The sequence below is a fragment of the Aeromonas sp. 600276 genome (assembly GCF_049175815.1).
GTDB lineage: Bacteria > Pseudomonadota > Gammaproteobacteria > Enterobacterales > Aeromonadaceae > Aeromonas > Aeromonas dhakensis.
Window position 1 is genome coordinate 18,758 of record NZ_JAAKVU010000031.1, and the last position, 12,823, is coordinate 31,580.

11 protein-coding genes are annotated in these 12,823 nt (G+C 67.3%); 5 read left to right on the plus strand and 6 right to left on the minus strand.

Annotated elements, in window-relative coordinates; all coding sequences use genetic code 11:
- Window positions 1–3: 3 nt before the first annotated feature.
- From G5134_RS20645 to G5134_RS20660, 4 genes are read right to left on the minus strand one after another with little or no spacing between them, the layout of a single operon-like run.
- Window positions 4–1,173, minus strand: coding sequence for a glycosyltransferase family 4 protein (locus G5134_RS20645; protein WP_065017058.1), 1,170 nt, complete (start codon window positions 1,171–1,173; stop codon window positions 4–6).
- Window positions 1,170–2,435, minus strand: a complete 1,266-nt coding sequence (locus tag G5134_RS20650) for a glycosyltransferase family 4 protein (RefSeq protein WP_065017057.1) — start codon at window positions 2,433–2,435, stop codon at window positions 1,170–1,172. Before G5134_RS20650 ends, G5134_RS20645 begins: the two co-directional genes overlap by 4 nt.
- A complete protein-coding gene (locus tag G5134_RS20655; RefSeq protein WP_421232164.1) occupies window positions 2,432–3,817 on the minus strand; it encodes an O-antigen ligase family protein in 1,386 nt (461 codons plus the stop codon). Before G5134_RS20655 ends, G5134_RS20650 begins: the two co-directional genes overlap by 4 nt.
- Window positions 3,805–5,124 carry a lipopolysaccharide biosynthesis protein gene (locus tag G5134_RS20660; RefSeq protein WP_065017055.1) on the minus strand — a complete coding sequence of 440 codons (1,320 nt, stop codon included), beginning with the start codon at window positions 5,122–5,124 and terminating at the stop codon, window positions 3,805–3,807. Before G5134_RS20660 ends, G5134_RS20655 begins: the two co-directional genes overlap by 13 nt.
- Window positions 5,125–5,444: 320 nt before the next feature.
- Between G5134_RS20660 and G5134_RS20665 the strand changes: the two genes are divergently transcribed.
- The 4 genes from G5134_RS20665 (at window position 5,445) to G5134_RS20680 (ending at window position 10,535) form a co-directional block, all read left to right on the plus strand.
- Window positions 5,445–6,221, plus strand: coding sequence for an acyltransferase (locus G5134_RS20665; RefSeq protein WP_065017054.1), 777 nt, complete (start codon window positions 5,445–5,447; stop codon window positions 6,219–6,221).
- Window positions 6,218–7,417 carry a glycosyltransferase gene (locus G5134_RS20670; protein WP_065017053.1) on the plus strand — a complete coding sequence of 400 codons (1,200 nt, stop codon included), beginning with the start codon at window positions 6,218–6,220 and terminating at the stop codon, window positions 7,415–7,417. The genes G5134_RS20665 and G5134_RS20670 overlap by 4 nt, the downstream gene beginning before the upstream one ends.
- A gap of 89 nt (window positions 7,418–7,506) precedes the next feature.
- Entirely contained in the window at window positions 7,507–9,996 is a 2,490-nt protein-coding gene (locus G5134_RS20675) for a hypothetical protein (RefSeq protein ID WP_065017137.1), read from the plus strand.
- Window positions 9,997–10,007: 11 nt separating this feature from the next.
- A complete protein-coding gene (locus tag G5134_RS20680; protein WP_024941682.1) occupies window positions 10,008–10,535 on the plus strand; it encodes a hypothetical protein in 528 nt (175 codons plus the stop codon).
- Here the strand turns inward: G5134_RS20680 and G5134_RS20685 are convergent.
- Both G5134_RS20685 and G5134_RS20690 read right to left on the minus strand, forming a co-directional pair.
- On the minus strand, window positions 10,510–10,962 hold the full coding sequence (locus tag G5134_RS20685) for a hypothetical protein (protein ID WP_065017052.1): 453 nt from the start codon (window positions 10,960–10,962) through the stop codon (window positions 10,510–10,512). The two genes, G5134_RS20680 and G5134_RS20685, sit on opposite strands and share 26 nt — an antisense overlap.
- Window positions 10,946–11,767, minus strand: a complete 822-nt coding sequence (locus G5134_RS20690; RefSeq protein ID WP_065017051.1) for a hypothetical protein — start codon at window positions 11,765–11,767, stop codon at window positions 10,946–10,948. Before G5134_RS20690 ends, G5134_RS20685 begins: the two co-directional genes overlap by 17 nt.
- Window positions 11,768–11,861: 94 nt before the next feature.
- On the opposite strand from G5134_RS20690, the gene G5134_RS20695 reads away from it, so the two are divergent.
- Complete coding sequence (locus G5134_RS20695) at window positions 11,862–12,719, plus strand: DUF1194 domain-containing protein (protein ID WP_065017050.1); 858 nt, start codon at window positions 11,862–11,864, stop codon at window positions 12,717–12,719.
- The last annotated feature ends 104 nt before the right edge of the window (window positions 12,720–12,823 follow it).

A 12,823-nucleotide genomic window follows, 5' to 3' on the forward strand; every position in this document is an offset into this window, starting at 1 on the left:
CCGCTACAGCGCCGGGCCAGGGCGCTTCGCGGCGCACTCAGGCTCGGCCCGCTCAAGCAGTCGTGCCAGCCCCTCCACCATCTCTCTGCCCGTCTCGTTCGCCTTGTAATGCGCCGCCGCATGCAGCCTGGCATTGTCCCCTATGGCCATGGCCACCGCAGGAGCCTCCTGCAGCGCCGCCAGCACGCGCGCCAGTTCATCGGCGCTGTCAGGCTGATATTTACGGCAGTTCACCCCGTCGGTCAGGTGGCGATCCCACCAGGCCCCATCTGCCGGGATCACCACGCACAGGCCGGCGGCCATGGCCTCCAGGATGGAGAGGCCGAAGGGCTCCTGATGGCTGGTGGAGACGAAGATGCCGCAGCCGGCCCTGATCTCGTCAAGGTTGCCGGGGTTTTCATGCCAGCGGGTATCGGGCAGATCTGGCCGGGGGTCGCTGCAAGGTTGCAGTATGTTGCGCGGTTGCAGATAGCAGACGGTCAGCGGCGCACGGGGCTCGGCAAGCTGCTGATGCGCCGCCAGCATGGTCTCCAGCCCTTTCCACTTGAGCAAGGAGGCGGCCCACAAGATGCCGGAGCCGCCGGTCGTGGCCGTGGGCCAGCTCGCCTCGCACAGCCCGTTGATGAAGGGCTGCCAGCGGGGCGGAAAGTCGCGCTCGCCAAGGCGGGCAATCAGGGCCGAGAGCGAGGGGCGGGCGGCCTCCAGATAGAAGACCTGGCTGGCGCGCCACAGGGCCCTTGCCGACATGCCGGAGCAGCCCACCGGGCCGTGAATAAGCTGCACCACCGGGATCCCCGCGATCCGGGCGGCCCAGTAGCAGCAGAGATCCACCCCGGGGCCGGAGGCCGCCAGCAGGCCGCGCACCTCCCCCAGCCGCCATATCAGCCAGAGGATCATCAGGCTCTGCCACCCCTGCTTGAGCAGATACCCCAGGCCCGACTCGCGCCCCCGCAGCAAGGTGGGCACCCAGAGCGAATGGTGACGACACCCGGGCCAGGAGTCCAAGTCCGGCGTCAGGACATGCAGTGTCAGGGCTGGCAAACGGTCGGTCAACCCCGCCAGGATCACCTCGGTGGCCACCTTGGAGCCGCCGCGAAAAGAGATGGGATCCACCACCAGCAGCGTCTCCCCCCGACCGGCCTTGCCAACAGTCGACTCATGGTGCGGCTTCATGATGGAGCTCCTTCATCCGATCCGATCGCCGCCCTGCTCCCGCCAAGCAGCCCCCCTTCCCCCGCAAGACCCACCCTGGCCAGCAGCCGCTGGCCGAGCCAGCGCACCATGCGCCCATAGGGGGGGAGCTCGGGATTGTCCCAGCGCCCCGAGAGTGCCGCCGACCAGAGCTCGCTCACCTTCTCCACATAGCGTTTGACCGTGAACAGCTGGCTGGCGCGCAATTGCCCCGCCCGCCCCAGCCGGTAGCGCAATCCGGCATCGCCCAGCCGCTGCCAATGGGCAGCCATCTGGCGCCAGTCGCCGGGATCGGCCAACAGGCCCGTCACCGTGTGTTCCACCACCTCGGGGATCCCCCCCACCCGATAGGCACTGACCGGCAGCCCCAGGGTGCCGGCCTCGGCCAGGGTGAGGCCGAACACCTCCTCGCGGGCACCGGAGACCAGCAGATCCACCCCACCGCGCAGAATGGCGGCGCTGTCAGACCGCTCGCCGAGAAAGTGCACCCGCTCGGCCACTCCCAGCTCAGCGGCCAATGCCGTGAGCGCGGCCAGTTCGGGGCCGCTGCCAATCACCAGCAGCTGCGCCTTGCCCCCCTGAGCGCAGAGCTCGGCCAGGGAGCGGATCAGCAAGTCCACCCCCTTGCGCTTGATCAGCGACCCTATGGTGGCCAGGATCAGCTCCCCCGCCGGCAGCCCGGGCAGGCTGCTGACGGGCCAAGGCGCGTCACGATTGAGCCGCCCCCCATCCACTCCGTTGGCGATGTGAACCAGCCGTCTGTGCTCGCAGCCATCCTCTCGCCAGGGGGCCAGCACCGGCTGGCTCACCCCGATCAGCACGTTGGCCTGATGCACCCGCAGGGTAAACCTGTCTCTGGGCTGATAACGGGCGTGCAGATGGCACACCAGCGGCACCTTCATCTTGCGACACACCCCGGCCAGCCACTGGCAGGGGGCGGCGCTGTTGGCATGCACCAGAGTGATGCCATGCTCGCTTATCAGCGCCTGCGCCCGCTGGCACAGGGCCCGGTGGGCGGTCAGATCGAAGCGGGGAGCCTGCCAGCCCAGCAGCAGGGTAAAAGGCTCGACCACCGCCTTCACCCCGAGCAGGGCGGCCTCCTCTGCCAGCTGCTGGCTGTTGCACCAGAGCAGGGGGGCAAAGCGGCTGCGATCCAGGTGGGCCAGCAGATCCAGCAGGCAGCGTTCGCTGCCACGGATCCAGTTATCGCCGTAATGCACCAGCAAAATGGGGGTTGCGCTCATGACTCAGCTCCCTTGTTTGGTTTATCCCGCTCCGTCTCGGCCATGGCCATTTCCGTTTCTCTGGCCTGCCGGACATATTTGATGGCTGCCACCGCCAGCGACAGCTCCAGATAGATGGGCCAGGTAAAGCCCTGGGTCAGGAAGGACCCCGAGATGACGAACCCCACCATGCTCGCCATCACCCCCTGCATGGCAGTCACTACTGCAGGAGGCATGCCATCCAGTGAGCAGCGCCAGGTCCGGTAGAGGGTGACCACCACCATGCCGATGAAGATGAACAGCCCCACGAAGCCAGTCTCCGCCAGCACCCCGAACCAGGTGGAGTGCACCGCGTGGTTGAGGCCGTCCCAGTGGGGGCTGAAGAAGAAGTAGTTGTAGTAGAAGTTGGAGAGCCCCACCCCGATGAGCGGATGGGCCAGCGCCATGCCCCAGGCGGCCTGCCAGGCGTAAAGGCGTCCCATGGCCGAGGCATCCACCCCGCTCTCCGCCGCCCCGCCGGAGGCCCTGTCGCTTATCCCGGCGGCGGCAAACAGCACCAGCAGCGCCAGGGTGCCGCACAGGATCAGCACGGTTTTCGACTGCACCCGCTGCCAGGCAAAGAGGCCACTCACCGCGCAGATCCCGAGCAGGCCGCCGCGGCTCTGGGTGGCGATGATGGCAGCCCCCACCAGTACAAACCCCACCGCCCCCAGGATATGCCCGGCCAGGCCGTTCTGGTTGAGCAGCAGGCTCAAGGAGAAGCCGGCGGGAAACAGCAGCACCAGCGCCAGATCGTTGGGATCCCCCAGCACAGAGCCGAGCTCGCGCCCTATGGTAACCCGGGTCCCCTCCACCAGCCCGATCCCGCTGCTCTTGTTGTAGAGCGCCACCAGCGCCACCATGCAGCCGGCCACCACGAAGGCCCGCACCGCCAGGGCGAAGTCCTCCGGCCTGCGCACCAGCCAGGCGGTGGCCAGCGTCATCAGGTAGATCTTGCTGTAGCTGCCGGTCCAGGTGGCGATCGCCTCCCCCCGGTTGCTGGCAAACAGCACCCCGATGGAGACGACGATGAAAAAGGCGGTCAACCAGCTGAGGGGCTGGCTCCAGTAGGGCCTGATGCGACCGGTCAGCAGGGTGTGCCAAACCAGGGCACCGATGGCCGCCAGCGAGAAGAGCAGCGGGATCTTGAGGGGATAGAGCTGGGGAAACACCTCGTGCAGCCGGAAAAACGAGAAGGTGACGAACCCCAGCACCATCAGAAACGGCCAGCGCAGGGCAAACCAGATGGCGGGAATGGCCAGCCCCAGCACCGGCAGCAGCAGCGGGTGCGGCAGCCGCCACCAGAGTCCGGCCACCAGCAGGGTGGCGGTCAGCCCCCAGAGGGCGTGGCTCAGGCGGCCCATTGCCCTGCCCACCACTGGCCGAGCCACATCATGGCAAGGGAGCCGGCACCGCTCGCCCACAGCGCCGAGAGGCGGTACGGCAAGGGCAGCAACCGCTGGCTCACCAGATAGAAGGCGAGCGCGCGCACCAGGTAGACCAGCAGCAGGGTCCAGATCACCCCGGCCACCCCGAAGTGCGGAATGGCGAGCAAAAAGCCAAGGACGCCGAGCAAACTGCATCCCAGATTGATAACCATCTGGGCCTTGCTCTCTTCGCCGCTGAAGCAGCCGACATTGAGCAGGTCAGAGACGTTGCGCACCGCCATCCCCAGCACCAGCAGCGGGATATAGGCGATGGCTCCGTGATAGCTCTCAGGAGTGAGCCAGCGGATGAGCAGGGGGGCGGTGAGCCCCACCACCCCGGCGGTGGCGAACCCCAGCACGGAGCCCAGCACGCTGTAGTGGGCGTTCAGGCGCAGGCCGTCCGGCTCCTTGAGCAGCATGAAGCGGCGCGGATACCACCAGAGGGCGAAGGGTTGCAGCAGGAGTCCCACCGCCAACGCCAGCTTGCCCGCCACCGCGTAGTAGGCCAGCAGCGCCTCGCCGACGTGTTCGGCCAGCAGCCAGCGATCCAGCCCGCTCAAGGCAAAGCCGGCCAGCCCGCTCACCACCAGCGGCAGGCCGTAGCGCAGCAGGGGGCGGTAGTGTTGCCAGTCAAAGCGGATGCCACCATCGCGCCACTGCCAGAGGCTCAGCAGCAGCGCCAGCCCGACGCAGGTGAGGGTGCCGGAGGCGAGCACTCCGCTCACGCCCCAGCCGAGCCAGAGCCACCAGGCGGTCAGCAGGGACTGGATCACCGCCTTGCCGGCGGTGGCCACGAAGAAGAGACGGGCCTGATTGCGCATCCGCAGCCAGGCCAGCGGCACCCCGATCACCCCCTCGAACGGCAAAGCGCTGAGCACCCAGCGCACATCGGCAAGGCGGGTTTCGGTTGGCAGCAGCCGCTGCACCAGGGGCGCCAGCCACCAGAGCAGCACCAGGCTCGCCAGGGCGATGATCCAGACCAGGCCGAACACCCGCGCTACCACCTGCTTGCGCTCGCCCTCATCTGCCGCCATCCCGGCGAAGCGGTAGAGGGCGTCCACCAGCCCGAACCCCAGGATGAGGGAGCCCAAGTTGATGATGGTCAAGAGCACCTCCAGCTGGCCATACTCCCGGGGCGCCAGCAGGTGGGTCAGCACCGGCAGCATCAGCAGGGAGATCCCCTTCATCAGCAAGAGGCCGGCGGCGTAATAGAGCATGGCTATCTGGTTTACTCCGAGTCTCATAGGGCCTCCCAGCCACCAAGCAACGGATCTTGGGTCATCTGAGGTCAGCCAATGCAAGGGGCACGCCAGCCGGTGCAATTCCCCGTGCAGCCCTGCATGTCGCGCTCTCGCCCCTCACAGCAACGCACATCAGGCCCAAAATGAATCTGATTTTTTGCGTTTTGCAGACCGGCCGGCGCAATTTGCACAGCGCCTTGCCATCCAACCCCCTGGCAGGCGGCCGGCGTGAGCCGGCAGCGTGCTGAGCGTCAGTTGGCCCGATCCCTGCTAGTGCCTGACTGGTCGGCCATGACGACAGCAGAGCCAAGGGAGAGCACACCATGAACAGCATCAGCCTGTACCGGATGAAAACCTGGGCCAAGCAGGGAGAGACGCCGCTGGCCCGCCTGCTGTGGCGCCTCGCCAAGGGGGCCCGCAGCTGGAGCTTTCCGCTCATCCCGCCCCTGCACGGCCTGCTCTATCGTCTCTATCGGCTGGCAAGCCAGACACTCGCCACCCTGGCCCGCACCCTCTGGTGGACGCCGCTGTTCCAGTCCCGCCTGCGCGCCCCCGCCCCCCGTCTCTATCTCTATGGCGGCATCCCCTTTATCAGCGGCCCCGTGTCGATCGACATCGGGGCGGATTGTCGCCTCTCTGCGGCCATGACCATCAGCGGCCGCCCCTCGAGCAAGGGGCCCGCTCTCAGGATTGGCAACAACGTCGGCATCGGCTGGCAGACCACCATAGCGGTGGGCAGCAAAGTAGTGCTCGGCGACAACGTGCGCATCGCCGGGCGCGCCTTTCTCGCGGGCTACCCTGGCCACCCGCTGGATGCCCAGGAGCGGGCCCGGGGGCTGCCGGATCGGGACGAGCAGGTCGGCGATATCGTGCTCGAGCACGATGTCTGGCTCGGCACCGGCGCCATGGTGATGGCGGGGGTGACCATAGGCGCGGGGACCGTGGTCGCCGCCGGCAGTATCGTGACCCATAGCCTGCCCGCCGGGGTGCTGGCCGCCGGGGTGCCGGCCCGGGTACTGCGCCCCCTTGATGCGCAAGATTGCCGCGACGCGCTGGCAGAGAGTGCCGCCAGCCGCCCGAGTGAGGAGAAACAGCCATGAAACCATCGAGCGCACAGCCCCAACTGGTGGTACTGGGGGAGGATTGGGGTCAGCACCCCTCCAGCACCCAGCACCTCATCAAACGCCTGCTGCCGGACTATCGGGTGCTCTGGGTCAACTCCATCGGCCTGCGCCGCCCCCGCCTCAATGTGCGCGACCTCGGCCGGCTCGGCCGCAAGCTGGGGGCCGTGCTGCGCCGCCCGGCCAAGGGCGAGGCGCAGTCAGCCACCATCCAGAGCGGGCCGACGCCCCAGGTGATGCCGCCGCTGGCGCTGCCCCTGCCCGGCAACCCGTTGGCGGGGCGGATCAACGGCCACTGGCTGGCGGCCCAGATCCGCCGCCAGCTGCCCGAGCTCGACAAGCCGCTGCTCTGGATCTCCTTGCCAAGCGCGGTGGATCTGGTAGGCAAGCTCGGCGAGCGGGCGGTGATCTACTACTGCGGCGACGACTTCTCGGCCCTGGCGGGGGTGGATCACGCCGCCATCGCCCGCTGCGAGGCCAGGCTGGTAGAAAAAGCGGACCTGATTCTCGCCGCCAGTCCGGCGCTGGCCAGCCGCTTCCCCCCCCACAAGACCCGGCTGCTGAGCCACGGGGTGGATCTCGGGCTCTTTATGCCCCCCCAACCCAGGCCAGCGGATCTGCCGAGCAGGCGCCCCATCGCCGGGTTTTACGGCAGCCTGAGCGACTGGATAGACGTCCCCCTGCTGGCGGAGACCGCCCGCGCCCTGCCCCACTGGGATCTGGTGCTGATAGGGCCCAGGCAGACTGATCTGAGCCCGCTCGCCGGATTGCCGAACGTGCACCTGCTCGGCCCCAGACCGCACCACACCCTGGCCGCCTACGCCCAGCACTGGCAGGTGAGCCTGCTGCCCTTCGTCGACAATGCCCAGATCAGGGCCTGCAATCCGTTGAAACTGCGCGAGTATCTGGCGACCGGCCGGCCCGTGGTCAGCACCGATTTTCCGGCGCTGGACGGCTATCGGGCGCTGGTGCATCTGCCCCGCCCGGGCGACAGCCTGGCCCAGGCCATCCAGCGTGCCGCCCTCGACGCACCCGCCCAGGACTGGTTCCAGCGCTACGAGTGGGAAGCACTGACTCGCAGCGAAGGGCGCCAGAGTCGCCAGCAGGCGGTGGCGCAGCAGAGCTGGGATCACAGGGCCGATGAGCTGAAAAACTGGCTGGCGGGGCTGCTCTGATGATCTGGCTGGCGGCGCGTTTGCACAGAACATGCTGGCTACGGGTACTCAGCCTGCTCACCCTCAGCCTGCCGGCCCTCTGTTTGACAATGGGAAGTTTGGCAATAGGAAGCACTGCGCTGGCGGCGAGCCGCCTTGATGGCCCCACCCCCTTGCCACTGAGCGGCGAGCAGACGCCCCAGCGGCTCACCTTCGAGCGCCTGCCCTGGGCCGTCGGGGCGGACGATGAACTGGTGATCGAGGGTCACAATCCCGCGGCCAGTCCCCAGACCCTGATCCTGCGGGTCGATGACGCCGCCTCGGTCAACTACCGCAGCCGGGTCAATCTGGAGCGGATCATCCCCCCGGGCCCTTTTACCCTGCGTTTTTCTTTAAGCGACTGGCGCACCGCCCAGCCCAGGGCCCTGGCCCTCGACCAGCTCACCAAGCTCTATCTCTTCATGGCTGACGGGGCGGCGCCGCTCACCCTGACACGCTGGTACTGGTCCCCCGGGCTGACCCTGCCGACCGGCACCATAGCCCTCGATCTGGGGGCAAGCGACTCGCCTCGCTTCACCGGTTTCGAGACCCTGGCGCCGGGGGATCCGCGTCTGCTTGGCCACCCCAGCCCCATATTGCGCCCCTCCGGCGATGCGCTGATCCGCGACGGGCTGCGCAACCTCGACGGCGTCAGACTGAACGTTCCCAAGGGGCGCTACCAGCTCACCCTCTGGCTCGACGATCCGGGCGAGTGGGAGTACCTGCCCCATCCCCTCGAGCGCAGCGTGCTGATCGATGGCGAGCCGGTCTGGGCCGAGCGGTTGCAGCCGGGCGAGTGGCTGGCCCAGCGCTATCTCGCCGGCCAGCAGCAGGAGGCGCTGCCCAATCCCGACCCCTGGCAGCTGTTTGGTGCCCGCCAGGGGGGGCCGGTCAGCCTGGTGCTCGAGCACCCGGGCGGCCCGCTCACCCTCACCCTGGGGGGCAATTCGCCGGATGCGAAATTCCTCTCCGGCCTGCTGCTGGCCCCCTATCCGGCGGCGGACAAGCAGGCTGACGCCAAGGCTAACCCTCATCCCCTAGCCGAGGCCACCCGGCTGGTGCTGGCCAAGCAGCGTCAGCTCTTTACGGAGAAGTGGGCCCTGGCCCCCTATTCGCTGCCAGAATCCCCCGCTCGTCTCACCCTGACCCCCATCGCGCAGGGGCAACCGACCTTGAGTACCAGGGCCAGCCCGGCAACCCCCGCCGCTCCCGTACTGGCCGCCCGGGGCAGCCAGCTGCTGCTGGAGTTCGTCATCGAGACGCCCGAGGATGACGCCGCCCCCCTGCTGGTGATCCAGCCGCCAGCGGCCAACGGCGTTACCCTGCCGCTGACCCCCTACCACAGCCAGTGGCATCTGGTGCGCCCCCAGGCGAGCGGCACCCTGTTGCTCCCCTCGGATCAGGAGCTGGTGGAGGGGGTGGCTGGGCTCACCCTCAAGCGCGGGGTGCCAAGGCGCCTGGTGCTGCATCTTCCCATCCCGCGGGATGCGCCGGCGGGGCGCTATCAGGGCAATATCCAGCTGCTCAGCCACCAGCAGCTGGTACAGCTGCCGTTAGAGGTCGAGGTGCTGCCCCTGACCCTGCCCGCCGCCAGCAAACCGGTCGGCATCTACCTCGACACGCCCCCCTACCTTGGCTGGTTCGGCCAGGGCCCGGAGCTGGCCGGCGCCCAGCTGGCCGCCAGTCGCTGCGATCTGGCGCGGCTCGCCGGGCTTGGGATAAGCGGCGTGGCCCCCGCCCTGCCCCAGGATGAAGCCGGGATGCGCACCACCCAGGAGGAGGCCATCGGCCTTGGTTTTCACACCCCTTTGCTGGCCTACGCCTCCCTCAAGCGCTGGGGCAGCGACACCAACAGCCGGCTCGATGCCTGGCAGCAGCGCCAGGCGGCCTTTCGCGCCCAAGGGCTGCCCCCCCTGGCCTGGAGCCTGTTTGACGAGCCCGATCTTGGCGCCCTGCCTGCCATTCAAGCCATGGCCCGCGAGATGAAGCGGCGGGATCCGGCCGTGGTGCGGGCCGGTCACTTCAACCACCCCGCCCAGGCGCCCTTGCTTGGCGAGGTGGAGATAGCCCTGATCAACGCAGGCTTTGGCGCCGACAAGGCCGATGTGGAACGGGTGAGGGCCGCCGGGGCCGCCCCCTGGTTTTACAACCTCGGCACCCCGCGCGCCGCCGGCTTCTACCTCTGGCAGAGCGGGGCCGAGGGCTATCTGCAGTGGCACGGGCGCATGCCCACCGCCCTGCCCTACGACCCCACCGACGGGCGCGAGAGCGACTTTCTGCTGCTGGGCCCGCAGGCCTGCGAGGCCCATCGCCTCTCCTACGATCTATTGCTGCTGCAACAGGGCATCGAGGATCTGCGCTGGCTCACCTGGCTCGAGCAGGCGGCGCGCCAACAGGTGGAGGCAGCCCTGCTGCTGCAGCGGCTGCGCGAGGCGGTGCCCACCCGCTGGCAGCAGGCCGAAGCACTCCCCGCCAGCCGCTGGGCCAGCTTTCGCGGCGAGATTGAACAACTGGCCAAGCGCTTGAAAACATTGCAAACTGGAGCCAATTCATCCCCCTGACTGGCCAGCTTATGCCGCATCAGAACGTCACCAACATAAAGGCTTTTGGGCGCCAGAGTGCCGGGCGTCGTCCCCGCCACATCAAGCTTGCCGCAGGCTTGTTGCCTGCCTTGCTGCTCTCCTTGCTGCCCTCTTTGCTACTCAGTGGCTGTGCCCGCCAGACGCCCACTGAGGATCCCTTCCCCATGCTGGCGCAACTGCGCCAGCAGCAGCTGGCCGAGCAGGCCCAGCTGTCGCTGACTTATCAGGAGGAAGCGGTGATGTTGGCGGCGGATCAGGAGCAGCAGTTGCACCAGTTTCTCGGCCAGCGGGATCCGGCGAAGATAGCCCTTATCAGCGGCCCCGGGCCGCAGACCGACATGCTGGAGAGTGCGCGCCTTGCCAGCAGCCGCCTTGGCAAGCTGGCCAGCCTGCTCAGTGCCCGCGCCATCGAGCTCGAACCACGCTACGACCCCATGCTGGCCCCGAACAGCCTGCTGATCCGGGTGTTGCCCGCCGACGCGGCGAGCCCTCTCAGCGAGGCTCGCCAGGCGCAATAAGGGCAAGACAGGCCGCAGGCAGTGCGACCCGATAGAGGGGGGCCGGCGCGTCACCCCACAGCTTGTGCCAGCCCTGATTGAGCCGATAGGCCAGCAGTGGCGGCTCCGGGTGCCACTGCCCCCGAAACATCACCCCCTGCAGTTGGCCTTTGCCTGCGAGCCGTACCGACATGGCCTCCCGATCCGGGGCCACCGCCATCGCCTGCAAGACCCCGCCACAATCTGGGTGGCGCAGCCGGTAGCCGACATAAGTGCTCCCCAGCAAGGGGCTGGCCCCCTGCCGCTGCCAGCCGAGCTGGCGGAGTTCCTGCAGCATCTGGCGCGCGCCCTCCACCGGCTGGCGGTGCTGATAGCGCCACCCCATGGCGCTGGCGGAGGCCAGTGCCAGCAGCACCAGCCAGAGATAACCCCTAATCGGTGGTGACATGGCGCCCCCTTCGAAACAGCAGTGTCATCAGCAACAACAGCACCAGCCACTGGTAGAGCTGGGCGAGCGTGCCGGTATGCAGCCAGCCGTACCAGCGCAGATCCAGGCTCATCAGCACCAGCCGCAACTGGTTGCTGCCGATGTAGAGCAGCAAGACCAGCCCCAGCAGGGGCAGCTGCCGGTGCAGCGCCCGCCCCGGGGCGAGCCAGCAGGAGGAGACCAGCCAGGCCAGCGCCACCAGATAGAGCTGGGAAAACGAGGAGCAGCCCTTGAGCACGATCAGGGCGTGGCCCCCCACCCGCTCGATGCGATTGCCGCTTTGCACCGTCTCCCACCCCAGCAGTTGCAGCCACTGGCCCACTCCCCAGGCATCGAGCGCCAGCACGGGGCCGGAGCAGAGGGCAAAGAGCTGCTGCCCCCACAGCACGGCCAGGGTGAAGGCCACCACTATCTGCAGCGCGGCGCGCTCGTCCCAAGGCTGCTGGCGCCGCCACAGGCTCGCGGCCAGCAGCAGGCAGGCCAGCGCCTTGCAACTTGCGCTTGGGATCAACAGCAGCAGCGAGAAGAGCAGCAGAGCGGCGCGGCCAGGTTGCCAGGCTGGCGCAACCCGCGATGCAATTTGCCACCAGATGGCAATCAGCAACACCACCAGCAGGTTGAAGTGGCCCGTATTGAGCCACACCATGGCCCACTGATTGAGCAGCCCCAACAGCAACCAGTTGGGCGCCCACTGCCAGGGACGGATCTCCATCGCCTCACCCCGCACTTGTTCGTTTTCATCCTGTGCGAAGACCGCAAATTTCATGCCTGCTGCTGATCCCTGCAAAGTGGCACGCTTTATTCATCCTCCCCATCGGCACTGAGGATCAGGGCCAGGCCCCAAGGAGAAGGAGTGAGTTATGAGACTAAAACCGTTGGCAGGGCTGGTGGGGATGCTGCTGGTCAGCGCCCCCGCCTACGCTTTGACCGAAGTGGATACCGAGCTGCAACTGCTGATGGATGTGTCGGGTAGCGTCAGCGCGTCAGAGTTCAACCTGCAGTTGCAGGGGTATGTGGATGCGTTTTACAGCCAGGCGGTGCAAGACGCCATCCTGGATACCAGCGACGGCAAGCTGGGCACCATCGCCGTGCAGATGGTGATGTGGAGCGGCTCGACCCAGCAGGCGGTGATGACCGACTGGTTCTACCTCTATGACATGACCTCCATCAACGAGTTTGCCGCCACCCTGGACGCCCTGACACGCCCCTACTCGGGGATGACGGCGCCGGGCTCGGCCATGCAATTTGGCGCCCTGCAGTTCGATACCAACGACTTTACCGCCACGCGCCAGGTGATGGATGTCTCAGGTGACGGGATCCAGAATGCCGGGCTGGATACCTCGACGGTACGGGATCAGCTGCTCGCCTCCGGCATCGACACCATCAACGGCATCACCATAGGCCAGGACTACCCCGATGGGGTGCTGCAGGATTGGTATCTGAACAATATCGCCGGCGGCGAGGATGCCTTCGTCATCAACGCCACCACCTTCGCCGATTTTGGCAGCGCCCTGGAGCTGAAACTCGCGGCCGAGATTGAGGGGGGTATTATCCCGGAGGGTGCACTGGCGGCCCCCATCGAGGAGATCCCGCTGGCGGCCCAGCTGCTGCTTGGCATGCCCTTGCTGCTGGCCTGGCGTTATCAGCGCCGCACTCAAGGCCTTAATCAGGGGAACCAGCAGAACGCTGGATGGCAACGAATGCCGGTCATCGGTTAGTTTGTCACCCCGAGTGCAGAGATTAGGGTGTATGGAGATGGTATTCACCTGACAGTTGCCCACAAAAGGGAGTGGTCATACGGCTTCAAACCGGATAACAAAAC

Bases quoted from the DNA above. Each gene is read 5' to 3' on its own strand.
- G5134_RS20645 (WP_065017058.1), bottom strand. From the start codon at position 1,173: ATGAAGCCGCACCATGAGTCGACTGTTGGCAAGGCCGGTCGGGGGGAG.
- G5134_RS20650 (WP_065017057.1), bottom strand. From the start codon at position 2,435: ATGAGCGCAACCCCCATTTTGCTGGTGCATTACGGCGATAACTGGATC.
- G5134_RS20655 (WP_421232164.1), bottom strand. From the start codon at position 3,817: ATGGGCCGCCTGAGCCACGCCCTCTGGGGGCTGACCGCCACCCTGCTG.
- G5134_RS20660 (WP_065017055.1), bottom strand. From the start codon at position 5,124: ATGAGACTCGGAGTAAACCAGATAGCCATGCTCTATTACGCCGCCGGC.
- G5134_RS20665 (WP_065017054.1), top strand. From the start codon at position 5,445: ATGAACAGCATCAGCCTGTACCGGATGAAAACCTGGGCCAAGCAGGGA.
- G5134_RS20670 (WP_065017053.1), top strand. From the start codon at position 6,218: ATGAAACCATCGAGCGCACAGCCCCAACTGGTGGTACTGGGGGAGGAT.
- G5134_RS20675 (WP_065017137.1), top strand. From the start codon at position 7,507: ATGGGAAGTTTGGCAATAGGAAGCACTGCGCTGGCGGCGAGCCGCCTT.
- G5134_RS20680 (WP_024941682.1), top strand. From the start codon at position 10,008: ATGCCGCATCAGAACGTCACCAACATAAAGGCTTTTGGGCGCCAGAGT.
- G5134_RS20685 (WP_065017052.1), bottom strand. From the start codon at position 10,962: ATGTCACCACCGATTAGGGGTTATCTCTGGCTGGTGCTGCTGGCACTG.
- G5134_RS20690 (WP_065017051.1), bottom strand. From the start codon at position 11,767: ATGAAATTTGCGGTCTTCGCACAGGATGAAAACGAACAAGTGCGGGGT.
- G5134_RS20695 (WP_065017050.1), top strand. From the start codon at position 11,862: ATGAGACTAAAACCGTTGGCAGGGCTGGTGGGGATGCTGCTGGTCAGC.